This is a genomic window from Bellilinea caldifistulae (assembly GCF_001306055.1).
Taxonomy (GTDB): Bacteria; Chloroflexota; Anaerolineae; order Anaerolineales; family Anaerolineaceae; genus Bellilinea; species Bellilinea caldifistulae.
On the sequence record NZ_LGHJ01000010.1, the window covers coordinates 70764 to 95635 of the forward strand.

Genomic DNA, 24872 nt, shown 5'->3' on the forward strand with positions numbered 1-24872 from the left:
AATTATAAAGGGAAAATTACGGATTTGAGGGGGATGAAAATTCGGCTGATATTTTGGAGAAAAAGACTGCATTCAGAAAAGTAGAACCTGTTCGGTGTAAAAATATTTCATTCGAGATTGACTTCTAAAATTCCTGCCTGTCCACCCAAAGCAATCACCAAATTTTGATCCACATAGGCACTGTGACCATGATTGTAATCACTGACCAAACTACTGACGAGTATTGGCAAGTTTAGAGAACGGGATGCCGCTTGTACCTCCTCCATAACATGTACAATGTTTTGGGGCGTAAAGTGGAAAATGAAAAGAAGAAAATCCAGTTTTGGGATTGGAATATTCGAAATATTCGCTAAATCGAAACAGATCAACACCGAAAAACGTTTTCCTCCCAGTGAAAAGACCTTATACTCTACGCCGGGAAGAATCCCCGCTTTTTGTTCCGTTTCATCAGGGAAAAGCTTGCAGTAGTGATCTGATGTTGGGATTAATTCACAACAATTGCGTAAGCCATCAGCGAACATCACCAGTGAATTGATCATGAGAAATTTTCCTGCCGGAATTTTGAACTCTGCTTTTTCTCTCGCGCACTTTTCTGCCCATACAAAGGGGTCAGGGGAGTTTGCAAGCGTCAAAGATCCGGTCAATCTGTATTCCGGAAGGACGAGCAAATCGCCCTCTGCCTGATTGATCAGGGCTTGAATGTGTTTGGCGTTGTTGATAATGTCACCACGTTCGATATGCGGTTGGAGCAATGAAATTTTCATTATGATTCTCGCAAAATGTATATAGAGCACCAGAATATTTGAAAATGGGTTATCAGGATGGGAAAGGGTAATATCGAGTCATAATTCTGTATTTTCAAATTTTATAATCGCGAGCAGGATAAAAATGGGGATCCAAATAAAAGTTGTTGTTAATGGGATGATCCCCATTTCAGGTGGCAGAGATAATCCAGATGCAGACAGAGAAGCCGTTTTTGGCAGTATCCAAGGCGTGACATAGAACAATGGTTTAAACAATCCGCCCAGCAGATTGCCGCCTAAAATTGAGGCCAGCCCGATTCCCAAAACCGGGCCGCGAGTGTTAAAAATGGTTCCAAGCATCAAGGTAAGCGCAAGGTAAAACAGGGTGTGAACTGTCATGATACCGGCCGCGAGGAGAAAAGGTCGGGCTGGAAAGAGTTCCCCTAAACGAATGGATAACATACTGTAGGCAATGATGATCGGTCCGCCTAACATGAGGCTAAGGATGGCCAGGGTGTTGCCAACAAATTTGGCTAATACATAAGCGCGAGCAACAACCGGTTTGGATAGCAACCATTCTGCCGTGCCGCTTTGTTTTTCACCAATGATTGAATCCTGGAGTAAGATGATCGCTCCGATTCCCAAAGCGATCATTCCAAACTCAAAGAAAACACTTAAACCCATCTGAATGACATAAGCGGTCAGGCTGCCAGCTTGAGAAATTTCAGCTTCGCTGGCCAAATTTGCTATGGCTGGAACAAACAGCATGTTTGCCATCAAACCGCATAAAAGGATCGGCCACAAAATGGCATTAATCCACCAGCGACGGGTGCCCCACCAGGCGCGGCTCTCCTTATGAAGCAAATTGGTAAAACCTCGCAGAACGCTCCATTCTTTGACATGATTCAGTTGGATACTATCGGCCATTTCCATCTCCTTTGATAACTTCCATGAACACTTCCTCCAGCTCGTATTTTTTTCGATTGAATTCCGTAACAGTAATCATTTCATCAGCGAGTACATAACGTAAGAGGTTTGTTTCGGCCTCGACTTCGTCATTTACGCTTATTTGCCACAGGCTTGAGCCGTTGTGCTGCGATACGGAGGTATGCGTTACCCATGGCAGATTGGCTAACTTTTCTCCCAATCCTTCCGGTTCACCCTTGATGGTCATACAGTAGATAATACTCCCCTGGCCATTGAGGATCAATTCAATGGGTCCACTGGCTACCACCTTCCCATGGTTCAAAATGGCTACCGAATCGCTGACTCGCTGGACATCATCCAGAATATGGGTGGAGTAGAAAATGGATGTATGCTTACGCAGGCGCTGCATGATTTCAAGCACTTCCTGGCGCCCAAGTGGATCCAGGGCTGAGGCGGGTTCGTCCAAAATAAGCAGGTCGGGGTAATTGACCTGTGCCAACGCAATGCCAAGACGCTGCTTCTCTCCACCTGAAAAGGTACGGATGGGGCGTTCTGCTTTATCGGTCAAGCCCACCAGCTCGAGCATTTCATCACATCGCATCCGAATTTTTGATTTTGGTCCTGTGTAGAAAAACGCGGCAGTAAATTCAAGGTTTTCCCGGGCGCTCATATACTCAATAAAACGTGGCTGCTGAGGCAGGTAGCCAATCCGCTCGCGGATGGCTACACTTTCCTGAACAATATCCCGCCCAAAAATGCTTCCGCTCCCACCGGTTGGACGGATCAACCCTAGCAGGATTTTCATGGTTGTGGTTTTTCCTGCGCCATTGGGGCCGAGAAAACCAAAAATGGAGTTTTGTTTTACACTTAGATCAACGCCCTGTAAGACCTTTACATTACCGAAAGACTTTTCCAAACCTTTTGTTTCAATGACCAAGGTATCATTAAAGCTCATGTTCGTCTCCTCATTATTCCCTGATCATAAGGATAAAGGAGACTTTCGTGATTGACATCAGTACGATGGGTAAGATGCTACTTAGTCAAATGTACAGGTGACGATTATCATGAAGGCTCAAGGTCTTTGATATTGGAGCCCATGAAAAGTGGATTATTGATGGAGAGACATAAAGAAACTTATATCAATCCTCAGGCACGATCAACGAGAGGAATTTTGGTTTCTCAAAAACAAGAAAATTGTAAAAAAATTTCAATCAATTATCACTCGCTAAATCACCCGTTGGTAACCTGTACAGGGGCTTTATTTTCCACTCTTGCATATTATAATAAGGATTGTGAAGAGGTTCACTACACCAAAGGAGGATTATATGAAAAAAGTTTTTCCAATGATTCTGATCGTATTTGTGCTGAGTGCACTCGTTCTGGCAGCCTGCGGCGGAGGTGGCGGACAATCCACTTCTGAGAAGCCTGCTGTGCCGGCTGAATATGCCGGTAAGACCAACCCACTCGGCAGCGATGCTGCTGCGGCCGGAAAGACCATTTATGAAGAACGCTGTGCATCCTGCCACGGCCCCAGCGGTGCGGGAGATGGCCCGGCAGCGGCCGGTTTAGACCCCAAACCGGCTCACCTCAATGAGGTGGTGGGCACGGCCGGAGATGATTATCTCTTCTGGCGGATTGCTGAAGGTGGCTCAATGGCGCCGTTCAACTCTTCCATGCCAGCTCAGAAGGGCATCCTCACCGACGAGCAAATCTGGCAGGTGGTTACCTACATCAAAACCTTCAAATAAACCATCCTTTCTAATCACGAGAGATGGGCAATTCCAAAAATTGCCCATCTCTTTTTTGTTAACCAACCCTCTTAAGAGGTGCAGATTATCCAATAAAGTTATACGAAATATGATACATTGGTATTTTCGGGGTAAAATTTGTTTTGATGAATAAGCGTCTCAAATCAGTGGACCGCGCTGTTGTAATCATTCTCCTGGCTGGTTTCATCGGTATGCTGGGGTTGGAATTAATACTCAAAAATCAGCCGGCGGACTGGGGTTTTTGGATACCGGCAGTGCTGCTTGCGGCAGCAATTTCCTGGCTTTTGGCGGATTGGTGGATGGGGCGGAAACAGAAGGAGATGCTGGAATCACGCTTGCAGGATACCCGTCAAGTGGGTAGCGCTTTAGAACGCCGCCTGCACGGCATGCTGCGGTTAAATCAAGTGTGGTTAGAGGCGCAAACCGAGAAGGAATTGATTGAACGTTCCCTCTCTATCATCAGCGAAATGACCGGCGCAGTTGGGGTTTCCTTCATGCCGTTTGACGAATGGGGACAACCGCTGAATGCCCTGACGCACGGGGCTTACCCTGCGCCGGTGTTGAAGGCCTGGGCAGAACACTTAAGCGAGCCGCGTGTGCGTAACCGTTGCCGCGTCTGCCAGAAGTTAGAGACAACTGTCGGCGAATCCTGTCCGCTGCTGGAAGCGCCTTTCGATCAATCGGTACGGATTTACTGCCTGCCTTTGCAACGGGAAACTCAAACCCTGGCTATGTTAAATATCTACCTGCCACCCAGCCAGCGATTAGACAGCGAGATGCATGAATTTCTCACGACTTTGCTGCGCGAGATGCTTTCGGCATTGGAAGTCATTCGCTTGAAAACGCAGGAGCAGGCCGCCTTACGCCAGCTTCACTTTCCTCAGGTCACGCATTCCTCCATTGAAAACTACGCTCAAAACTTACTGGATCGTCTATGTGCGGTTTTGGGTTTTAGCGCAGCCCGTCTGGAAGTCAAACCATCCCTGCCGCATTTTCGGGGAATGCAACTGATGACGGGTAAAGATGCGTGGATACAATCCCAAGCGGCAGACGATTGGATGCGAGAAATGCTGAATACCGTTCGAGCGGCAGACTGTGTCCTTCGAGACGTTTCTGTCGCTGATGAGAGAGTTGTAGTGGCTCTGCCTTGCTGTCTGCCGGGGGACGTGGTGATTGGGGTGGCGCTGTTCATCAGCCGCTCGGCTCAACCCGTCTCGGACGAAACGCGTGAATTACTGAGGATCATTGCTACGCAACTGGCAATGCTGGTTGAAAGCGAACGGCTTCAGCAGGAGCGGGAATATCGGGTTGTGTTACAGGAACGCATTCGGCTGGCGCGAGAGATTCATGATAGTCTGGCCCAAACACTGGCTTACCTTAAATTGACCGTGGCTCAAATGCAAACGCAACTGGCACATGGAGAGTTACAGCGCCTTGAACAGATGATCCATCAGTCCCATCAGGCTCTGGCAGATGCTTATCTGGAAACCCGTCAGGTCATAGACAGTTTGAGATTGAGTCCGGGTGAAGATATGATTCTCTGGCTGGAACCACTTTCCCGCGAATTTGAAAAAAATAGTGGTATGCGGGTCGAACGTCTCTTCCAGGCCGGACTGCCGAAAATTGAGCCTGAGGTTCAGGCGCAGTTATTAAGAATTGTGCAAGAAGCCCTCAGTAATGTGCGTAAGCATTCGCAGGCAAGTCAGGTTCGCATTGAAGTGCGTAACTGGAAAGGCGTGCTGATATTGGAAATCAGCGATAATGGGGTGGGATTCAGCGCCGAGGATGTACCCGAATTCTCGCGGCATGGTTTGCGCGGCATGCGCGAAAGGGCTGAATTAATCGGCGCAGACTTTCAGGTAATCAGTAAACCTCAGGCAGGGACGACCATCCGAGTTCACTTACCCTTAAAGCAAGAGGAAGCCCCGGTATGACTGTTTTTCCCGTACGATTGGTTGTCGTAGATGATCATGCGCTCTTTCGACGCGGGCTGATCGGCCTGATTAATGATTTGCCCGGTTTTCAGGTAGTCGGCGAAGCCGGCAACGGACGAGAAGCGTTGCAAGTCATTCAGCAGGAAAAACCGGATGTGGTCCTGCTGGATGTGAATATGCCGGAGATGGACGGCATTCAGACGGTGGATCAAATTCGCCGGATGAATCTGCCGGTGCGCGTATTGATGCTGACCATCTCGGAAGAGCAAGACGATTTACTTTCGGCTATCCGCTTGGGGGCGGATGGATATCTGCTCAAAAATATTGAGCCGGAGGATTTGCGTAAAGCCATTTTGCGGGTTGCCGAAGGGGATGGGGCGCTTTCCCCGGAAGTTACCGGGATTGTCCTGCGCGCGTTAGCGCAGCAGGGGGAAATCAAATCTCAACCGTTGTTGAGCGACCGCGAACTGGAAGTTCTGGATTGTCTGGCTGCCGGTCAAACCACCAGTCAAATTGCGGCTCATTTATTTATCTCAGAAAACACGGTTAAAACTCATGTGCGCCACATTCTCGAAAAATTAGAAGCCTCCAACCGCACCGAAGCCGTCAGTAAGGGATTGCAATTGGGGTTAATTCATAAAAAAGACGGATGAGCGGGTGAGCTGAAAATCACCCTAACAGAAAATTGATTTTAACCTGTAAAAAATTGTCCGAGTGTAGAAAATCGGACAATTTTTGTGTAAATTATACGTGGGTATTTTTGGGAGTTGAATTTTCGGGAATTTATATGAATCCGGAAACGAATGCGCCTTATCAGCGAGTCTTAATTGCTTCAGCCAATCCACTCTTCGGACAGGGATTGGAAAAAATGATTCAGCGCCAGTGGAAAAATCCACAACTGGAAATCCGGCGGGTGGCTTCCAACGAAGCCGTCCTCAGTGAGATGCAAAACTGGTTGCCGGATCTGATCATTCTGGACTATGACGACAAAGCCATTTCCCGCGCTGAATTTTTACAGGAATTTGTAGCCGGCGATCAACCCATGCAGGTTATGCTGGTGTCTTTGAAATCCAGCGGGGCGGTGGTGGTATATGACCGGCGCACCCTGACGCCTGCCCAGGCCGAAGATTGGTTGAATTTACCAAAGTTTTCGCAAACCACCAGCGAGTATCCCCCCAAACAGAGGAGATCATCTATGAAGCATTTTGTGATTGTTGGTGTTCTCATCGCTGCCTTTACTGCCTTGATTTACTTTCTTTTGAGCAATATCCCCTTGTTGCCGATTGCGGCCAGTGCGCAGGCGCAGCCTATTGACCAGTTGTTCAACCTGCACTTCTTCATGATCTCGTTGTTGTTCTCTTTGATTGTCGTCTTTCTCGGTTACAGTCTGGTTGTTTTCCGCCATAAACCGGGAGAAGAAGAGGATGGTGCCTATATCAAGGGCAACAATCCACTTGAGATCATCTGGACGGTCATACCGTTGGGAATCGTAATTTATTTTGCCTATTTGGGTTCGGTCTCACTGGCTGAAACACGCCGGGCTGATCCGCAAGCTCTTGAAATTAAAGTAGTGGCCGGGCAGTGGTTCTGGCGGTTTGAGTATCCTGATTACGGGATTGTCTCCAACACAATGGTAATGCCGGTTAACAAGCAGGCTCTGTTGAAACTGACCTCGCTGGATGTCATTCATTCTTTCTGGGTGCCGGAATTTCGGGTCAAGCAGGACACCTTGCCGGGAGAAAATCTGGTGCGTGAATTACGGTTAACCCCCACGGAGTTGGGAGAATTCAAGGTGCGTTGTGCCGAAATGTGCGGTACCTCCCACGCTTATATGGAGTCGCCGGTCAGGGTGGTTACGCAAGCCGAATTTGATCAGTGGGTGCAGGATCAACTGGCTGCCATCGGCACCGACCCGGTGGCACGTGGCGAGGTTTGGGCGCGGAATAATGGTTGCCTTTCCTGTCATTCTGTGGACGGCTCCCCGAATGTCGGCCCAACCTGGAAAGGCCTGTACGGGCTTACCCACGAACTCACGGATGGCTCGGTAGTCACCGTGGATGATGAATACTTGCTGACGGCGATCGTCAACCCGAATGCTCAGGTGCCGAAGGGTTTTGCACCGGGAGTGATGCCGCAGATCTACAAGGACACCATTCCGGAGCAGCAAATCCTGGAGATCATCGAATACATCAAGTCGCTCAAATAATCAATGAGGAGAGGCAGACTTATGAAAGGTATTTTTTCTTACGGAATTGTGAGGGGGCTGATTGGTCAGATCGTGGGCTGGGCAGCCGGCATTGGTCTGGTCACCGGAATCCGTGCCCTGATGGGGCTTGCCTACAAGGCTGAGCCGGCCTGGGTAGTGGGGGCGGCCTTCGGGGTCATTGGATTCTTGATCGGGATTGGGGCATTCCGAGACTGGTTTGCCTGGGCAAAGGGCGAAGAGACCCCTGATCCGGAGGAAATTCAGGAAGAGCCGGGAGTTAAACGCTACTTTGGGTTCAGTCTGGATCACAAAGTCATTGGTGTTCAATATGCATTTCTTTCCCTCTTTCTGCTGGTGGTTGGAGGCTCATTTGCGCTCATCTTCCGTGTCGAGCTGGTGCAGACCGGCATGCAATGGGTTTCACTGAATTTCTTTAATACCCTGATCGGAATGCACGGCATGACGCTGATCGTTTCGATCCTGATGGGCATTTCGGCGATGTCAAACTACGCCGTGCCGCTTTTGATCGGTGCCAGAGACATGGCCTTCCCGCGCCTGAACGCTTTTTCTTTCTGGCTGGCGGTGCCGGCTTCGCTGGTGTTGGTGTCGGCAATTTTCACCGGCGGTTTTGATACGGGCTGGACCGGTTACCCGCCGCTCAGCCTTCGCGCCCCAATGGGAATGCAGATGTTCTTTGTGGCCGTGTTCTTCGCAGGATGGTCCTCCATTTTAGGGGCGTTGAATCTGATTGTGACCATTTTGCGGATGCGTGCGCCCGGTATGAATATGTTCCGTATGCCGATTTTTGCATGGGCGACTTTGGCAACCTCCATCATCGCTTTAACGGCCACTCAATTGATCGGTACTTCCTTCCAAATGGTCAGTTTTGAGCGTTTGTTCGGGATGGGATTTTTCGATGCTACCAAAGGCGGCAATCCCATTCTGTTCCAGCACCTGTTCTGGTTTTATTCTCATCCTGCAGTCTATATTTTCGTCCTGCCCGGTTTGGGAATCATCAGCGAATTGCTGCCGGTATTCGTGCGTAAACCCCTGTTTGGCTATAAATGGGTCGCCATGTCCTCGCTTGGGATTGCACTGGTGGGTTTTCTGGTGTGGGCGCACCACATGTTTACTTCCGGTATGGAGGAATATCTGCGCGTCCCGTTCATGTACTCAACCCTTCTGGTAGCTGTCCCCACCGGCATCAAGTTCTTCTCGTGGGTGGCGACCATGTGGATGGGACGCATTCGTTTTCAAGTCCCCATGCTTTTCCTTATCGGTGCGATCATCGTGTTCTTAATAGGCGGTTTGAGCGGTCCCCCGCTTGGAACCGTTTCGACCAATCTCCACATGCACGACAGTTACTTTGTGGTCGGTCACTTCCACGCGACCATGTTTGGCGGTTTCATCTTTCCCTTGTTTGCTGCCGTCTATTACTGGTATCCCAAAGTGACTGGACGGAAGATGAATGACCTGCTGGGAAAAATTCATTTCTATCTACTTACTCCGGGGTTCCTGATCATGTCCTTTGGGCAGATGCAGGTTGGACTGTTGGGAATGCGCCGCCGTATTGCGGATTATGACCCGGCTCAGGGTTTTGAGACAGCTCATCTCATTATTACTATCGCGGGTTTCATGGTAGCCCTATCGGTGTTGATTTTCCTGATCAACATGTTTGTCAGCGCCAAACGCGGTGAGGTGGTCACGGAGAATGTCTGGCAGTCTCGTTCACCGGAATGGACCGTGCTGCCCACGCCGGCACCGATGCACAATTATCCGCAGCCGATCCGGGTGGTGGGTGATCCGTATGATTACGGCTTGAAAGGTGCCCGCTATGTTGAAGTCTTGCCTCAGCAGGCGGGTGATTGAGGAGGAGAATGATGCAATCCACAAAAATTGATGAACTCAAACGCGGTGTACTGGTCTTTTTGGGATTGGCGGTTCTGACGGTAGTGGAATACTACCTTGGTACCCATGAAGCCGCTCCAATTTTCCTTTGGGTTGTAGCGCTTTTAAAAGCCGGACTGGTGCTGGTTTACTTCATGCACATTGGGCGGGTTTTTCGCTCGGAAGGAGAACACTAAATGACCGCGCCTGAAGCAGCCCTGACGACTTACCGACAAAAGCTAGCCAACAATCGGCTGGGTCTCTGGTTGTTTATCCTGTCCGACTCCTTTGTGTTTGCGGCGTTGCTGGTAACCCGCTTTTATCTGCTGGGTGACAAACGCCCGCATCTGGAGCAGGAATTGGGCTTGATTGTCACCTCTGTACTCCTGATCAGTTCGTTTTTTGCCAACCGGGCAGAAGTACAAATTTCCAAAGGCAACCGCAAAGGCTTTCTGACCAGCATCCTGATCACCATGCTTTTGGGAATCGCCTTTCTGGTCGGTGTGGTCGGGTTTGAGTGGCGGCTGGCGCCGTTTGGCCCGGCCGATGGCGTGGAAGGCGCTGTCTTCTTCATGATGACCGGCATGCACGCCTTCCATGTACTGACGGGTGTCATCTTCTTGTTGATCGTCTTTCGCAATGGCTTGAAGGGACATTACAGCCCCGAAAAACACTGGGCGGTTGAAGCCGCTGCTAACTACTGGCACTTTGTGGACGTGGTTTGGATTTTCTTCTACCCGGCCCTGTACCTGATTGGTTCACTTTGAAAGAAAAGGAGCAGGAATAATGCAGCGGACAATCTGGCTGATTGGGATGGCTGTTCTGGCTGGTTTAATCGCCGTGTGGCTGCTGGCCTTTGCTCAGCCGTATTCCTATCATGGGTCGTTGATTGAACCGCCGATGGCTGCCCCGCCGATTGAACTTACCCGTGCCGATGGATCACTCTACCGATTGAGTGATCAACGCGGAAAAGTTACGCTGCTTTTTTTTGGCTACACTACCTGCCCCGATTTTTGTCCGGCCACAATGGCCGAAATAAAGCGGGTCAAAGCCGATTTGTCCGCCTATGCGGATCGTTTGGATGTGGTCTTTATCACGGTGGATCCTCAGCGGGATAATCCGCAGCGGATTCAATCCTATGCGGCCGGTTTTGATCCGCAATTCATCGGTCTCTCCGGCAGTGAAGAGGAACTTTCGCCGATCTGGAAGGCTTATGGGGTCTACCGCAAGATTCAAGAGGGTCAAACGGCTTTGGGTTATCTGGTAGATCATTCAACCCGTGTCTATTTGATTGACCCGGCTGGTAATCTGCGTCTGACTTTTGCCTATGGAACATCCCCAGAGGATATCGCCGCAGATATTCGTCAGGTGCTAAAGGAGAAGTAGGATGTCCCCGGCGGTTCAGGCAGCTTTGCGGCGTTTGTGGTGGAGTTTGCTGATCAGTTCGATTTTTGCCTTCGTGGTCAGTGAAGTTTCCTATCAACTGGTCAAAGATCGCAGTGAGCGTCCGCCGCAAACGGTTGAAATTCTCATCCCGGCCGGCACTGCGGCAAAGATCGCCAATGGTGATGAAGGCCCCACCCTCCCGGAGATGCGGTTTGTGGAGGGTGACACTCTGCTTGTCCGCAATCTGGATGAGGTTTCTCATCAGTTGGGGCCGTTATGGGTATTGCCGGGTTCTTCCAGCCGGCTGACGCTTGACCGTCCCAGTCAGTACACCATGGAATGCAGTTTCCAGCAGTCCCGTTCATTAGGGATTGATGTGCTGCCCCGTGCCAAAACCTCCGATAGAATTTTTGGAATCATCTCGGTTGGGTTCCCGACCTGGATTTTACTCTGGCTTTATTGGCTGGTGGCAAAACCGCTGTCGGGCAGTGAAAATGAAAAGATGTTGAGCGAGGCTGGCTAAATTTTGATGACCGCCAAGTTGTTAACTCCGCGCTGGATTTTAACCACCTTGCTGGTGATGATGGCCGTGGCAGTCATGATTCGGCTGGGGTTCTGGCAATTGGATCGGTTGGAGTGGCGGCGGGATCTCAATCAGCGCATTTTGAGCCAGCTGAATGCCCCACCCCTGGATTTGAACAAGGACGTACCGGTGACGGAGTTGTTCGAAATGGAATATCGGATGATCCAGGTCAGCGGTATTTACGATTATGAACACGAATTTCTCTGGCGCAATCAGGTCTGGGAGAATCAACCGGGGTATCATCTGTTCACCCCCTTGCGTATCGAGGGGAGCGATTGGGTCATTTATGTCAACCGGGGTTGGATCCCGCTGGGAGCAGCAGATGCCGAAAGCCGGCTGCAATACCGCCGGGATGGAACGGTCACACTGAGCGGGATGCTCCGCCGGCCGATTCCCAAGCCGGCGATCGGCGGTGTGGCAGACCCGCTGCCTGCTTCGAATCAACCCGTCCCGGACGCCTGGAATTGGATTGATCTGGAGCGCTGGCGTACCGAAACCGGTCTCAATTTGCTGCCGATGTGGGTTCAGGAGGCTCCCCAGGGGACGCCCTCACGACTGCCGTACCCCTCCTTGCCGGAAATTGAAATCACCGAAGGGCCGCACTTCGGGTATGCCCTGCAATGGTTTTCCTTTGCGGCGATTCTGGCGCTTGGCTATCCCTTCTTTGTGCGTAAACAATTGGAACTCAAAACTGAAACTAACCGTAGAAAATCCGATGAAGATACCTTGCATACCGGGGAGGAAATTTATGAGCATTGAACAACGACCGCGTTACTGGCTGCTGGCGGTGGCTATTCTCACCTTTCTCTCGCTGATGATTGGGTATGGGATGCGTTTCAACCCGGACGGACAGGGATGCCCGGATTTTCCGACCTGTTTCGGTCAATGGACGATTCCGGCCGAATCAGCGGCTCGTCTGGAAATTGCCCATCGTTTAATCGCAGCAATCAGCGGATTGATCACCCTGTCTTTGACCGGCTGGATGTGGCTAAAACGGCAGGGTGGAGGGTTGAAATTTAGCCTGACCATCACTTCGGTCTTGTTTCTTGTTCAGGCCGGTCTGGGAGCCGGATTGGCAGGAGGCGTGGGGGCGGTCTGGCTTTCCACGGCCCATTTAGCGGCGGCGCTCTCCAGCATGGCTTTGCTCAGCGGGGCTGTGACGCAGTCATTTCTTTCAGGCCCCTTCCCGCAACAAAATTCGCCATTTTTTCGCTCATCTTTAAGGCGTTTTTCAACGGCAACCCTGCTTTTGGTGTTCGGATTAATGATTTCCGGTGTGCTGGTTGCCCGGCTGGACGCGGGGAGTGCCTGTGCCGGTTTTCCATTGTGCAACGGCGAGCTGCCTTCAACCACCTTGGGTTGGCTGGCCATGGGTCACCGCTTGTTGACTTTACTGGCCGGGCTGGCTGTGATGGGGACATTCTTCCGGGTGAACCGTTCCTACTTCGACCAGCCATTGGTGTTAAGTTCCGCTAGCGCGCTGATGGTGCTGTTTGTCGGTCAGGCATTTATTGGCGCCATGAAAGTCCAGCAAAACTTTCCGCCGGATCTGGTGGTGGTTCATGCAGCAATCACGGCTGCTGTGTGGGTTGCGGCAGTGATTTTGTTTGTTGCCGCTCTCCGTTTGGGTAAAAGTGAGGCGGATGAGCGTCTGGCGGCTCTCACCATGCGAGTGGGTGGAAAACAGCGTCTGAAAGCCTATCTCATGCTGAATAAACCCATCATCGTCGCGCTGCTTTTGGTGACTACCTACGCGGGCATGGTTGTTGGCGGTAAGTCCATTCCATCGGTGGAGTTGACTCTCTGGACGTTGCTGGGGGGAGCTCTGGCGGCAGGCGGATCCAGCGCCATCAACCAGTACATTGACCGCCAGATTGATGGGGCAATGCAGCGAACGGCTAAACGCCCGATCCCGTCCGGCGTTTTAACCCCCGCCGAAGGGCTGGCTTACGGGTTAAGTGCCTGTCTGGCTGCGTTTTTTATTCTGGCAGGAACGGTCAATCTGTTGGCAGCGCTGCTTTCGGTTGCCGGAATGATTTATTATGTTTTGATTTACAGCATCTGGCTCAAACACTTAACAGTGCAGAACATTGTGATCGGCGGGGGTGCAGGGGCGATACCCCCGCTGGTTGGGTGGGCAGCCGCAACCGGCAGTTTGAATATTCCCTCACTGTTCCTGTTTGCGCTCGTGTTCATGTGGACACCTCCTCACTTTTGGGCGTTGGCGCTGGTGCGAGCCAAAGACTATGCCCGTGCCGGTGTACCGATGCTGCCAGTGGTGCGCGGCGAGAAAGAGACCCGTAATCAGATATTTATTTACACCCTCGAACTGGTTGCCCTTACTTTGCTTATGCCGGTTTTCAAAGTGGGAGGAAGTATCTTCTTAATTTCGGCAGTGGTTTTGGGTTTGTGGTTGATTCATACCGCCTGGAATGTGTTGCGTAAGCCGGGCAATAAAGTGGCCTGGCGCATGTATCGTTATTCCTCCATGTATCTGGCGTTCATCTTTCTGGCATTGGTGGTGGATGTGCTGCTATAATTTTCCAACATTATGGACCATAAAAACACAAAGCCAAAAATTCAGTTGTGGCTGACCGGATGGCTTGCCATAATTCTTCTTGGGGTTGATTTTTATAATTGGGGAAAAGTTCCACGCCTGATTTTGGGAATGCCGGATTGGGTCTGGTTTGAGGTTGGATTAATCCTCCTGACCAGTTTGATATTTGGTTTTCTCAGTCGGCATCAATGGGAGGATAAATGACCGTCAAGGTGATTATTCTCTTCTCTTATCTAATTGGGTTAATTGCCCTTTCAGTTTTAGCAAGGCGCAAAATTCCTCAAACGCCGGAGGGATACTTCCTTGCTAACCGTTCTTTAGGTTTGGTGGTCTTGTTTTTCAGTGTGGTTGCCACTAATTTCTCGGCATTCTTTTTTCTCGGTTTTGCCGGAGCAGCGTGGAAAACCGGCTTTGGGCAGTATGGGATTATGGGTGTAGGTACGGCGCTGGTTCCCTTGGCGTTTTTTGTGATTGGATGGCCGGTTTGGAAACTCGGGAGACAAAAAGGTTATCTCACCGCGCCCGAATTGATTGGCGGTGAGTTTAAGAGCCGCTTTCTGCGCGGGTTGGTGATGATTGTAATGGTGATTTTCACTCTTCCATACCTGCTTACTCAGGCTGTCGGCGCGGGTATCCTGCTTTCCTCTTTATTCAACATGGATTTGTTAAGAATGGGCGGAGCGGTCACCATTATGGCCGTCGGTATAACCGTTGTATTCGGGGGCATGAAAGCATCGGCCTGGACAGATGTTCTGCAGGGTTTTTTGATGATCCTGGCAATGGTACTGGCAGTGATCTTTGTGAGTATGGGGTTGGGAGGTTGGCAAAGTGCCGGCGAAGCAGCCTTTCGGGCTTCGCCGGAACATTTTTCCCGGCCTGGACCGGAAAATTTTTTTCAGGTGACGACCTGGTTTTCTTACTTGCTCCTGTGGACATTTGTCAATCCGTTGTTTCCTCAGGTGTTTTCGCGTTTTTACACGGCAAAAACACCCGATTCTCTCAAGAAAGTTACCTGGTTGTATCCTTTACTGGTCAGTTTTCTGTTTCTGGCACCAGTTACCATAGGCGTGTGGGCACGCGGAACATCGCTGACCATATCCAACCCGGATATGATCTTGCCGGCGATGGTTTTGAATTATGCACCGGATTGGGTGTATGTATTTGTAATGGTGGGGGCGATGGCGGCTCTAATGTCCACTGCCGATTCGCAGTTGCTGGCCTTGGCAACCATGTTCTCGCATGATTTGGGGATTGCTCGAAATTCAATTCAGGCAGGACGGTGGTTAGCGCTTGGTTTATGTGTTTTGATTGCGCTTTTTTTGTTGAGCGGCTTGAACCCGCAAATTCCAATTTTCACCTTGTTAACCCAAACCACTTTTGCGGGTTTGATCGCCCTTACCCCTGCCACACTAGCAGCCTTGTACTTTCCTCAAATCCATAAAATAGCGCCCATTCTCTCAATTTTGGCGGGAGAGGTTGTGGTAATTCTTCTGCGAACGAAATCTATACCCACCTATGGTTTTGTAGATGGAATCATTGTACTGGGTACGGCTTCGCTGACTTTGTTATCGGTGCACCTTATTGAAAAAGCTTTCCAAAAGACAGACCTGCTCAGGGCTCGCTAGCCGTCAACAAGAGTGAGCTGATTATGGAAGGCGCATTCGGAAGTTTATCGGTGTAACGGTAGAATTCCAGCGCTTCCGGGTTATCGGTTTGGCTGCGGAATTTTTCTGCCCAACGATAACCAAAGGATTGATAGAGTAACTCGATTTCCACTTTGAAGGGGGCGGTGAAACCCGCGGTTGTCACGCGGTACTGAACGGAATCTCCCCCGCCAATAAAATCTTCGTCGCTGGCGGCTTCGCCATACACAGCAATATCCGGGCTGACCTGAGTTTTGTCAAAACCGCGCGGCAGTAAGCGGTTATCTTTCAAATAGTGTTGAGCCCGCAGCAGGGTAGTGGTGACTTTTCCATCCGGGTCACCGATGATGGGTTCGTAAATCTGCACCTGATCCACTTGGGTAATGGTCTGATAATGCGGTTCAAAAAGGTGCTCGTCGAGGTCATTTTCATTGCCCACAATCGAGCCATCAGCCCGCCAACCGCCCGACTCAAACACGGTCTTTCCGTTAGCATCTTTTACCGTCAGGTGCAGCCAGGCCCGGCGTGAAGGGAAACTGGTGGGAAACTTGTGGCCGGTTAAAACTTCAACCTGAACCTCGACGATCAACTCGTCGCCCTCTTGACGGGCGTTTCCGCTCAGACGGGCAGTATTTTGCTGTAGCTGCTGCAGGGTGAACAGGCGAGCCTGTCCCAACTGCTCCGGTGTGGCTGAGGTGTTCAAAGCATCCGGATTGGCGGCCAGTAATTCAAGCATGTAGCGGTTTCCGCCGATGAAGGTGTGCTGCATCAGCGGGCTGCGTTTGGGACTGCCGGTGTTGGCTATGGCTGCTTCACCTTCGGCAGCCGGCATGTGACACGTTTGACACGAAGCGGTGTTGGAAAATTCAGAAGCCAGCCATTCGAGATGGGGCGTTTGTTCCGGGAACAGGTCCGTGCTGAGTTTGCCCTGGTTGGTGAAATAGGGTGTGTAAAGATTGTGGCAAACGGCGCACAATTCGGATTGGGTGACATGTTCGGATTGAACCGGCTGGTATCCGGTAGCGTTGCGCATGACGGCCGCCATGTTTTCATCCACCGCAAAACGTCCGTATGCCGGTCGTTGACCGGGCAGCGGCTCTGTCTCAAACCGATAGCCACCGCTGTAACTTTCCATTGTCCCAAAATTCTCCCCCTTGATCTGGTGACAGAGGGTGCAGGAAACACCATCCAGCGCCAGCGGGTAAAGCGGGTGAGCGGGATTGAAGTATCCCGTATCGGGAAGGAAGGCAGGTGATTCGCCCTTGAGAATGGCGGTCTGAAAGGCCATTGGTAGATGGCAGACCGCACACTTTTCCTGAATTGCCTCGCCATATTCCGGTTTCTGGAGCACCTCAGACCGCACCGAAGCCCGGTAATACGGATCACGGGAAGCGTTGGCCATGATGGAAGCGCGCCAGGCGGTTTCAATGGAAACATCCTTTCCAGCATTGTCCTTCAAAGCCGTGTGACAAAACCCGCATTCGCCAGAAGCCGAGAAAAAATCCCCGCGCAGACGGGGAAGTTGACCGGTCTCCACCCCAACAACCGGAACGGTAGGTGCAGGTCTGGATGGTGTAGAATCTGTGCAACCTGCCAGCAGTCCGAGCGCGAGCAGAGCGGCAAAAACCAGCAATCGTGTAGAATTGGCTCTCATCTATCCTCCCCAAAGGTGGACTTTCTCAGACCTCTTACCCGCCTCCCCCCGGAGTCGTGGAAAGAGATTATTGCAGGCGAAGTAAAATTTTACCCTGACTCCAAAGTTCTTCCAGGCGGTAATAATCACGTTGTTCAGGCGAGAACAGGTGAACGATCACATCCCCTAAATCCACCAGCACCCAACCGCCCTGTGCATAGCCTTCTTTTTTGCCGATCATTTGAAATTCTTTTTTGGCGTTTTCCAGCACGGCATCGGCCAGGCTTTCAATCATTCGCTCACTGCTGCCTGAGCAAAGGATAAAATAATCGGTAAATGTGGCAATGTCCTGGATATCCATCAACAGGATGTTCTCACCCTTTTTATCCTCAAGGGTGTTGATAATACTGCGGGCAAGTTCAATTGGTTTCAGATTTCACCTCTCCAGTTAATTTTGTGTTTATTTTATCCATTCAATGGAAAGTGTGCCAGTGGCGTATAAATGGCACCTTCGGGTTTGAGATCGCTGCGGAATAAGACCAGCTGATTAATCATCATAGTCCCCAGCGTACCAACCGATTTTTGGGCAATGGTTTGCCCTAAGAGGGTCAATTCAGTGGGGGAGGCTTCCCGCTTGACACGCCCCAGAGTCAGGTGTGGTGAAAACTCGCGCTCTTCGCGGGGGTAGCCTATCTGTTCAGCCGCATCCTCCAGTGCCTTCTGCAAACGGAACAACCCCGGTGGGGATTTTAACCCCACCCAAACTACCCGTGGGCGTTTGAGGTTGGGAAAAGCCCCAATTCCCTGCACCTGTACTTCCAGCGGAGCGGTAGTGGCTGCTATTTTGCGGATTTCATCCGCGATTTGGCTGAGTTCTTGCGGAGATGATTCGCCCAGAAATTTCAGGGTGAGGTGAATGGCATGGGGGTTTACCCACTTTACGCTGCGCACACCGCTTTCTTGCAGGTTGATCAGGATGATTTCCAGTTCTTTCTGGATGTGGGGGGGTAACTCGACGGCAATAAAAGCACGGATTAACATCATTCACCGGTCAGTATACCGAGAGGGTTTAAGCATGTCAAGTTGAATTAGCCAGAAATAAGGTAAAATGGGGGCAGGTTGATTGCCGGGAGGTTCACATTTGAAAAAGTTTTTTCGAGATTATCTGATTCTTGCTCTGGTTTCGGGGACTATTATCGCCCTGGACCAGTGGACCAAGTCAATCATCCGCCAGAATCTGGCTTTGGGCGAATCGTGGATGCCGTTGGAATGGCTGGCGCCGTATGCTCGCATCGTTCACTGGTACAACCGTGGGGTGGCGTTTGGCTTGTTTCAAAACGGCGGTGAGTGGTTTGCAATTCTGGCGATTGTCATTGCCCTGGGAATCATCTATTATTACCCCCGTGTCCCGGCGGAGGATTGGACGCTGCGCGCAGCCATGGGACTGCAATTGGGCGGGGCAGTGGGTAATCTGATTGATCGGTTGACGGTGGGGCATGTGACCGACTTTATCTCGGTGGGTACTTTTCCGGTCTTCAATATTGCCGATTCGAGCATTACAATTGGAGTTTTGGTCTTGATCTTGGGTGTGTGGCTGCAGGAACGCCGCGAAAAACGAACCAGAGGGCAGCAAAGTACTGCCGAAGATCATCCCGGCGAACAGGTGAATTTTAGCAAAGCCAATGAGTGAACAGATTGTTCGCTTTGTATTTGATGGGGAGAGCAACGAGCGCCTTGACAAAGTCCTGGTAGCACGATTTCCCGAACATTCCCGCTCACGGTTGCAGGGGTTGATTCGGGATGGTTTTGTACAGGTCAATCAAAAGGTGGTCAGCAAAACCGGTTTCACGGTCGAAAGCGGTATGACGATTGAGGTGCATTTACCGGCTGTCCAACCGATTGAGGTGGAAGCCGAGGCGATCCCTTTGAAGGTGATTTTCGATCATCCCGACGTGATTGTGATTGATAAACCGGCCGGGCTGGTAGTTCACCCGGCTGCCGGACATGAAAGCGGCACGCTGGTTAATGCGGTGATGGGATTGGTGCCCGACCTCCAGGGGATTGGAGGAGAACTTCGCCCGGGGATCGTTCATCGTTTGGATAAAGATACTTCGGGTTTGATCTTGATTGCCAAGAACGAACGCGCTCACCGGTTTTTGCAGGATCAATTCCGTCTACGGCAGGTTAAAAAGGTTTATCTGGCGCTGGTGGACGGTAAACCGCCTACACCCAATGGCCGAATTGAAGCGTCCATTGGGCGCGATCCGGCGCATCGAAAAAAAATGGCAATCGTGCCGGACGTCAAAGGGCGGGAATCTGTCACGGAATACTTCACTCGCGAATCGTTTTCCGAGCATACGCTTATCGAAGCCCATCCTTTGACCGGCAGAACTCATCAAATCCGTTTGCATCTGGCGTTCATCGGCTGTCCCATTGCTGGTGATACGGTCTATGGCAGACGGAAGGTCAGCCTGCCGTTGAATCGCCATTTTTTACATGCGGCGCAGCTGACCATCCGGCTTCCCGGTGAAAAACAGCCGCGCACATTTGAATCCCCTCTGCCTCCCGAACTGGAACAAATTCTGCAGCAATTGCGTAAATCTTGAAATTTGTAAAAAGGTGAACCGCATGGAAAAAATCATTGATTTGCGCTCCGACACTGTCACTCACCCAACCCCGGCAATGCGCGAGGCAATGGCACGCGCGGAAGTGGGCGACGATGTGTATGGTGAAGATCCGACGGTCAACCGGCTGGAAGAAATGGCAGCCGAACGAATGGGCAAGGAAACCGGCTTGTTTGTTGCTTCGGGTACGATGGGAAATTTGATTGCAGTACTGGTACACTGTCAGCGCGGTGAAGAAGCCATTATGGGGCATTTGGGACATACCTTCCTTTTTGAGGCAGGTGGGGTTTCGGCATTGGGGGGAGTTTTTGTGAATACCCTGCCTAACCAACCGGATGGCAGCATTGCCCTGAGCGATCTGGAAAACGCCATCCGTGGTGCCGATATTCATCAACCGATCAGCCGGTTAATCATTCTGGAGAACACCCATAATCGTTGCGGGGGGACGGTGCTGGATGGGGAATATACCCGTCGGGTGGGGGAATTAGCCCACCGCCATGGGTTGAAACTCCACCTGGACGGGGCACGCATTTTCAATGCAGCGGCGGCTCTGCATGTGCCGCCCAGCGAGTTGAGCGATGCGGCCGACTCAGTCACCTTTTGCCTGAGCAAAGGGCTTTGCGCCCCGGTTGGGTCGGTATTGTGCGGTTCGAGGGACTTTATTGCCAGAGCGCGCCGGGTTCGGAAGATGCTGGGCGGCGGCATGAGACAAGCGGGTGTGCTGGCGGCTGCCGGCATTGTAGCGCTCGAACAGATGACCGCGCGCTTGGAGGAGGATCACCGCCGAGCGCGCCGACTGGCCGAAGGATTGTTCCAAATACCGGGCTTACAGCCCGCTTTTGGGATGCCCCAAACCAACATGGTGTTTGTTTCCCTGCGGGAGGAGATTGCCAAAACCGCAAAAGAGGTTGCTGAAGAACTATCCCAACGGGGAATCCGGGTTGGAGTGACTGCTTCCAAAACTTTTCGGCTGGTTTTACACTACTGGATCAGCGATGAGGATGTTGAAGAGACCATTGCAGCGTTTCGGGCAGTGTTGAGTTAATTTTTTGAAACTAAAGAATCGTTGACCGTTGTGTGGGCTTGAATCTGATTGCGGCCCCGTTCTTTCGCAACATAAAGACGCTGATCGGCAATGTCAATCAATTTTTCCAGCACGGTAGTATCCCTGGGAAGGCAGGCAATTCCCTGACTGATGGTGGGAGCCGGGATAACTTTCTTGTCCCGGTCTAAAATGATAATTTTTTGACAGGCGGCACGGATGCGTTCTGCCACCAGATAAGCCTGTTCGGGTTGGGTGTCTGGTAAAGCAATGATAAACTCTTCACCGCCCCAGCGCCCCACCAGATCATCCTTTTTTATGTGATGACGGATCGTTTGGGTCAGCTCGATCAGCACCCTATCACCCGTCAGGTGACCATAGGTGTCGTTGTATTGCTTGAAGTGGTCAATATCCAGCATAATCAGAGAGACAGGCTGACCGCAAACCTGCGTAGTTTGAACCATTTGCTCCAGACGGGCGAGAAACGTGTTGTGATTGAGTACACCTGTGAGACTGTCCATCTGGGAACGAGTCTCGACTTCAAGGTGATGGTAAGCGTTGTCCAGCGCCATTGCCGCCCGTTGGCCAATATTTTCAAGTAATTCCTGATCGCGCTGATCGAATGCCGCTTTTTGATAAGAGGCAACCGCGATAATTCCCAAAACTTCCTTGCCGGAGATGAGCGGTACTCCCAACCAAGAAAGGCTGACCTTATTTTTGCCGACCAGTTTGAAGTCAATGTTTAGTTTTTTGCGTTCTTCGGGCAGGTCGACAATGAGCAAAGGTTGACGGGTCTGAATGACCCGCCCTGCCAGCGTGCCCTCAATCGGTACATTCATGGATGGAAAAAATTCCCCATCGTCGTAGAACAATTCTAAATGGACGGTGTCCTCCTCAATTAAACCGAAGTAGTAGGTATCCGCATCCAGCGCACTTTGGACGGCAGTGGTCACCATCGTGATGACCTGATGAATTTCCAGCGAGGAAGACAGGCTACGCGAGACTTTATTAATGATTTGCTGGCGGTTGATCTCCCACTGGAGAGAACTTTGCAATTTGAGCAGAGTCTCAGTAGTGGCAATTCCCAACAAAGGTAAGAAGAACAGATCCAGGAAAACCGAATCGGTGACATTTTGGCTGTTGAGTCCTAGGGTAACGATGTGGGCAAACGAGGCGCAGGCAAGAAACGCATAGGTATACCAGCGATTGAAGATGAGGGCAGAAACAGCGGTCATCAGAATGATACAGATGAATGAATACCCTAAGGGTAAAAGGTGACCGATAAATTCGATAAAAACGGCTACGATTGTGTTGAAGACCAGAATCACCCAATCGCGCTTGGGGTACTGATCGAGTAAGGGGATGAGGTGGAGATAAAAAATAGTTAGATAGGCTATTTTCAGCAAAGCGGTTGCCAGGCTGACTTGATTCTCGATGAAATTGAGTCCCGCAATCGGAGAATACACCAGTAATAAAAGATTTAGAATGAAGGCAGTCAGGACGGCCGGAAAAACCAGCGCCTGTTTTTGTCTGGCGGGAATCGAAAGCAGAGTTCTCATCGCTATATGTTGTATTTTCGCCTATTATAAAAATTTCTTGAGGAAACTCGCTATACAATTTGTTTACAGTTTATACACAGGCGTTTCAGGGTTCGATAAACGAGTGTTTTTGAAAACCCAGGGGCTCGGCTGCTCAAAACCTGAGGCTGTGGTGATTAAAGTGAAAGCATGCCAGCGCAAACTGCGGTTATAATACAGGAGGGAACCAATCCAGCTTCAACGGAGGTGCGAAATTGTCTGAATGGATCACACTGGCTGAAATTGACGAAGCCTCTGGCTTCATCGCAAAACACATCCATGTTCAGCCCAAAACCGGGATCATATTAGGATCAGGATTAGGAGAACTGGCTGAACAGATTGAAGATGCGGCAGTTATTCCTTACGCCGAAATTCCGCATTGGCCGGTTTCAACCATCCATGGTCATGCCGGACGATTGATCGTGGGACGGCTCGAAAACCAACCGGTGATGGTAATGCAGGGCCGCGCTCATTTTTATGAAGGCTATCCAATCAGCAGGATTGGTTTTCCTATTCGGGTCATGCAGCGCCTGGGTGTGGATGGGCTGATCGTGACCAATGCAGCCGGAGCCATTCATCCAGATTATTTGCCGGGGGATGTGATGTTGATTGTAGATCACATCAATCTGGTTGGCATGGCAGGCATGAATCCTCTGCGGGGGCCAAATCTGGATGAATTTGGCGAACGTTTTCCGGATATGAGCCAGCCGTATGATCGCAACTTAATGGACTTTTGCCGGCAGGCAGCCAGCCAGGCCGGTATTCTCCTCCGTGAAGGTGTTTACGTCTGGCTGGCTGGTCCCTCGTTCGAGTCACCGGCCGAATTACGCTTTTTGCGCACCATCGGAGCGGATGCAGTCGGCATGTCCACGGTTCCTGAGGTGATTGTTGCCCGCCACGGAAAAATGCGCGTTCTTGGCATTTCGGGCATCTCAAATAAGGCCAATTTAGACGGTAGCACCGTTACCACCCACGAAGAGGTTTTAGAAGCCGGTAAAATTCTGGTTCCCAAACTGTCTGCCCTGATTCGGGGTGTTTTGCGGCAGATGAAGGCGTGATTCCACGGATGAAGTCTTGAATCCTGCGGCTAGATAAAGTCGGAATATGGAGGAAGTTCTCCGCTTTTTAAAAACATACGAACCCTGGATTTATCTGCTTCTGGCAGGGACAGGCCTGTTCGCTGTGCGTCGAATGCTGGCAGCCTTGCAGGAATTGCGAACGGCGGTGTTTGGGTTGGAAAAAGAAAGCGCGCAGCGTCGTTTTCGCTCATCACTATCGGTGTTCATATTTGTCTTGCTGTTGGGGGTGTCGGAATTTGTGTTGACTGCGATTGTCTTCCCTGATTTTCCCAATGTTCAGGCGATGGCAACCCCCACGGCGGATCTGCTTTCGACCCCCACGGCTACCCTGCCGCCGATCCCGGTAGAAACGCCTCAACTTGAAGAAATTGGCATTCCAACTCTGAGTGTAACCGATCAGGATGGCTGTATACCGGGTGTCATTGAGTGGACTTTCCCGAAGGCAGGCGAAACGCTGAAGGGAGTGGTCACGCTGCGGGGAACGGTCAGCGTTCCCAACCTGGGGTTTTATAAATATGAATACAGTGAGCAGGCATCCAACCTGTGGGTAACTATCGCCGCAGGAGATCGGGTGATCGTGGATCAACCGCTGGGCGGAGAGGGCAGCGGACAGTGGGATACCTCGACACTGACCCCCGGTGATTACCGCCTGCGATTGGTTGTAACCGACAACGTCAATAATGTTTTTCCGGCCTGTGTTATTCCCGTGAGAATAGCTGCACCTTGATTGGAGGATTATGCCTGAAATTGAAGTAAGACCCGCACAGCTCACTGAAATACCGCTCTTAATTTCCCTTGAACATTATGGCAAGAGTGATTACGTCTGGCAAATGGAGCGAATGGTTGAGGAAACTCAACTCTCGGTTACTTTCCGCGAGGTGCGTTTACCGCGTTCGGTGAAGGTGGAATATCCGTACAGCATGGAAAGTCTGCCGGAACGCTTACGTCAGCAAACCATTTTACTGGCAGCGGTCTTAAGTGGTGAAGTGGTAGGATATATTGGTGTAGAGGAACGAATTGGAACGCGAACTGCCTGGGTGGCTCATCTGGCAGTGGCGGCACGCTGCCGGCGCGAAGGGATAGCCAGTGCTTTACTTCTGGCAGCGCAGGGATGGGCAAGCCGGCGGGGATTGCGGCGGATGATTCTGGAAACCCATTCTAAAAATGCGCCGGCGATCCGCATGGCACTTAAACTGGGCTTTGAGTTTAGCGGTTACAATGATCAATATTACGCCAATCAGGATATTGCGCTGTTTTTTAGCAATATGTTGAGATGATGAGA

At 51.0% G+C, this 24872-nt stretch carries 26 protein-coding genes; 19 read left to right on the forward strand and 7 right to left on the reverse strand.

Going from position 1 to position 24872, the window contains the following annotated elements:
- Nucleotides 1-107: 107 nt before the first annotated feature.
- From AC812_RS03980 to AC812_RS03990, 3 genes are all read right to left on the reverse strand, one after another.
- Nucleotides 108-764 carry a carbon-nitrogen hydrolase family protein gene (locus AC812_RS03980; RefSeq protein ID WP_061914579.1) on the reverse strand — a complete coding sequence of 219 codons (657 nt, stop codon included), beginning with the start codon at nucleotides 762-764 and terminating at the stop codon, nucleotides 108-110.
- 78 nt (nucleotides 765-842) lie between these two features.
- Nucleotides 843-1670 carry an ABC transporter permease subunit gene (locus AC812_RS03985; protein WP_062158799.1) on the reverse strand — a complete coding sequence of 276 codons (828 nt, stop codon included), beginning with the start codon at nucleotides 1668-1670 and terminating at the stop codon, nucleotides 843-845.
- The gene (locus tag AC812_RS03990) at nucleotides 1660-2625 is read right to left on the reverse strand and encodes an ABC transporter ATP-binding protein (protein WP_061914585.1); all 966 of its coding nucleotides are present in this window, start codon (nucleotides 2623-2625) and stop codon (nucleotides 1660-1662) included. The genes AC812_RS03985 and AC812_RS03990 overlap by 11 nt, the downstream gene beginning before the upstream one ends.
- A gap of 370 nt (nucleotides 2626-2995) precedes the next feature.
- Here AC812_RS03990 and AC812_RS03995 point away from each other — a divergent pair, with 370 nt between their 5' ends.
- The 13 genes from AC812_RS03995 to AC812_RS04055 all read left to right on the forward strand — a co-directional run bounded on the left by AC812_RS03995 (nucleotide 2996) and on the right by AC812_RS04055 (nucleotide 15617).
- Nucleotides 2996-3418 carry a c-type cytochrome gene (locus AC812_RS03995; RefSeq protein WP_061914588.1) on the forward strand — a complete coding sequence of 141 codons (423 nt, stop codon included), beginning with the start codon at nucleotides 2996-2998 and terminating at the stop codon, nucleotides 3416-3418.
- A gap of 146 nt (nucleotides 3419-3564) precedes the next feature.
- On the forward strand, nucleotides 3565-5373 hold the full coding sequence (locus tag AC812_RS04000) for a sensor histidine kinase (RefSeq protein ID WP_061914591.1): 1809 nt from the start codon (nucleotides 3565-3567) through the stop codon (nucleotides 5371-5373).
- Nucleotides 5370-6026, forward strand: a complete 657-nt coding sequence (locus AC812_RS04005; RefSeq protein WP_061914594.1) for a response regulator — start codon at nucleotides 5370-5372, stop codon at nucleotides 6024-6026. The genes AC812_RS04000 and AC812_RS04005 overlap by 4 nt, the downstream gene beginning before the upstream one ends.
- 134 nt (nucleotides 6027-6160) lie before the next feature.
- Nucleotides 6161-7579 carry a cytochrome c oxidase subunit II gene (gene coxB / locus AC812_RS04010; protein ID WP_061914597.1) on the forward strand — a complete coding sequence of 473 codons (1419 nt, stop codon included), beginning with the start codon at nucleotides 6161-6163 and terminating at the stop codon, nucleotides 7577-7579.
- A gap of 21 nt (nucleotides 7580-7600) precedes the next feature.
- Complete coding sequence (locus tag AC812_RS04015) at nucleotides 7601-9448, forward strand: cytochrome c oxidase subunit I (RefSeq protein WP_061914600.1); 1848 nt, start codon at nucleotides 7601-7603, stop codon at nucleotides 9446-9448.
- Between the two features lie 11 nt (nucleotides 9449-9459).
- On the forward strand, nucleotides 9460-9663 hold the full coding sequence (locus AC812_RS04020) for a cytochrome C oxidase subunit IV family protein (RefSeq protein WP_061914603.1): 204 nt from the start codon (nucleotides 9460-9462) through the stop codon (nucleotides 9661-9663).
- Nucleotides 9664-10233 (forward strand): cytochrome c oxidase subunit 3, encoded by a 570-nt coding sequence (locus AC812_RS04025; RefSeq protein ID WP_061914606.1) that lies wholly within the window; start codon nucleotides 9664-9666, stop codon nucleotides 10231-10233.
- 19 nt (nucleotides 10234-10252) lie between these two features.
- The gene (locus tag AC812_RS04030) at nucleotides 10253-10852 is read left to right on the forward strand and encodes an SCO family protein (protein WP_061914609.1); all 600 of its coding nucleotides are present in this window, start codon (nucleotides 10253-10255) and stop codon (nucleotides 10850-10852) included.
- Between the two features lies 1 nt (nucleotide 10853).
- Entirely contained in the window at nucleotides 10854-11375 is a 522-nt protein-coding gene (locus AC812_RS04035; RefSeq protein ID WP_061914612.1) for a hypothetical protein, read from the forward strand.
- A gap of 6 nt (nucleotides 11376-11381) precedes the next feature.
- Entirely contained in the window at nucleotides 11382-12194 is an 813-nt protein-coding gene (locus AC812_RS04040; RefSeq protein WP_061914615.1) for an SURF1 family protein, read from the forward strand.
- A complete protein-coding gene (locus tag AC812_RS17090; protein ID WP_169787256.1) occupies nucleotides 12184-13974 on the forward strand; it encodes a heme o synthase in 1791 nt (596 codons plus the stop codon). Before AC812_RS04040 ends, AC812_RS17090 begins: the two co-directional genes overlap by 11 nt.
- A gap of 12 nt (nucleotides 13975-13986) precedes the next feature.
- Nucleotides 13987-14196, forward strand: coding sequence for a hypothetical protein (locus AC812_RS04050; protein WP_061914619.1), 210 nt, complete (start codon nucleotides 13987-13989; stop codon nucleotides 14194-14196).
- Nucleotides 14193-15617, forward strand: a complete 1425-nt coding sequence (locus tag AC812_RS04055) for a sodium:solute symporter family protein (protein WP_061914622.1) — start codon at nucleotides 14193-14195, stop codon at nucleotides 15615-15617. Before AC812_RS04050 ends, AC812_RS04055 begins: the two co-directional genes overlap by 4 nt.
- Here the strand turns inward: AC812_RS04055 and AC812_RS04060 are convergent.
- From AC812_RS04060 to thpR, 3 genes are all read right to left on the reverse strand, one after another.
- Nucleotides 15604-17289: a hypothetical protein gene (locus AC812_RS04060; RefSeq protein ID WP_061914625.1), complete on the reverse strand. Its 1686-nt coding sequence runs from the start codon at nucleotides 17287-17289 to the stop codon at nucleotides 15604-15606. The genes AC812_RS04055 and AC812_RS04060 overlap by 14 nt on opposite strands.
- A gap of 67 nt (nucleotides 17290-17356) precedes the next feature.
- Nucleotides 17357-17701 (reverse strand): ribosome silencing factor, encoded by a 345-nt coding sequence (gene rsfS / locus AC812_RS04065; protein ID WP_336595953.1) that lies wholly within the window; start codon nucleotides 17699-17701, stop codon nucleotides 17357-17359.
- 32 nt (nucleotides 17702-17733) lie between these two features.
- A complete protein-coding gene (gene thpR / locus AC812_RS04070) occupies nucleotides 17734-18312 on the reverse strand; it encodes an RNA 2',3'-cyclic phosphodiesterase (RefSeq protein WP_082148986.1) in 579 nt (192 codons plus the stop codon).
- Between the two features lie 97 nt (nucleotides 18313-18409).
- Between thpR and lspA the strand changes: the two genes are divergently transcribed.
- From lspA to ltaE, 3 genes are read left to right on the forward strand one after another with little or no spacing between them, the layout of a single operon-like run.
- On the forward strand, nucleotides 18410-18958 hold the full coding sequence (gene lspA / locus AC812_RS04075; protein ID WP_061914633.1) for a signal peptidase II: 549 nt from the start codon (nucleotides 18410-18412) through the stop codon (nucleotides 18956-18958).
- A complete protein-coding gene (locus AC812_RS04080) occupies nucleotides 18951-19874 on the forward strand; it encodes an RluA family pseudouridine synthase (RefSeq protein WP_061914636.1) in 924 nt (307 codons plus the stop codon). The genes lspA and AC812_RS04080 overlap by 8 nt, the downstream gene beginning before the upstream one ends.
- 22 nt (nucleotides 19875-19896) lie before the next feature.
- Nucleotides 19897-20937 carry a low-specificity L-threonine aldolase gene (gene ltaE, locus AC812_RS04085; protein WP_061914638.1) on the forward strand — a complete coding sequence of 347 codons (1041 nt, stop codon included), beginning with the start codon at nucleotides 19897-19899 and terminating at the stop codon, nucleotides 20935-20937.
- Here the strand turns inward: ltaE and AC812_RS04090 are convergent.
- A complete protein-coding gene (locus tag AC812_RS04090; protein WP_061914641.1) occupies nucleotides 20934-22493 on the reverse strand; it encodes a GGDEF domain-containing protein in 1560 nt (519 codons plus the stop codon). The genes ltaE and AC812_RS04090 overlap by 4 nt on opposite strands.
- A 233-nt stretch (nucleotides 22494-22726) precedes the next feature.
- Here AC812_RS04090 and AC812_RS04095 point away from each other — a divergent pair, with 233 nt between their 5' ends.
- From AC812_RS04095 to AC812_RS04105, 3 genes are read left to right on the forward strand one after another with little or no spacing between them, the layout of a single operon-like run.
- Nucleotides 22727-23569 carry a purine-nucleoside phosphorylase gene (locus AC812_RS04095; protein ID WP_061914644.1) on the forward strand — a complete coding sequence of 281 codons (843 nt, stop codon included), beginning with the start codon at nucleotides 22727-22729 and terminating at the stop codon, nucleotides 23567-23569.
- Nucleotides 23570-23615: 46 nt separating this feature from the next.
- Nucleotides 23616-24317, forward strand: coding sequence for a hypothetical protein (locus tag AC812_RS04100; protein ID WP_061914647.1), 702 nt, complete (start codon nucleotides 23616-23618; stop codon nucleotides 24315-24317).
- A 10-nt stretch (nucleotides 24318-24327) separates the two neighbouring features.
- Nucleotides 24328-24867 carry a GNAT family N-acetyltransferase gene (locus tag AC812_RS04105; protein WP_061914650.1) on the forward strand — a complete coding sequence of 180 codons (540 nt, stop codon included), beginning with the start codon at nucleotides 24328-24330 and terminating at the stop codon, nucleotides 24865-24867.
- Nucleotides 24868-24872 lie beyond the last annotated feature (5 nt).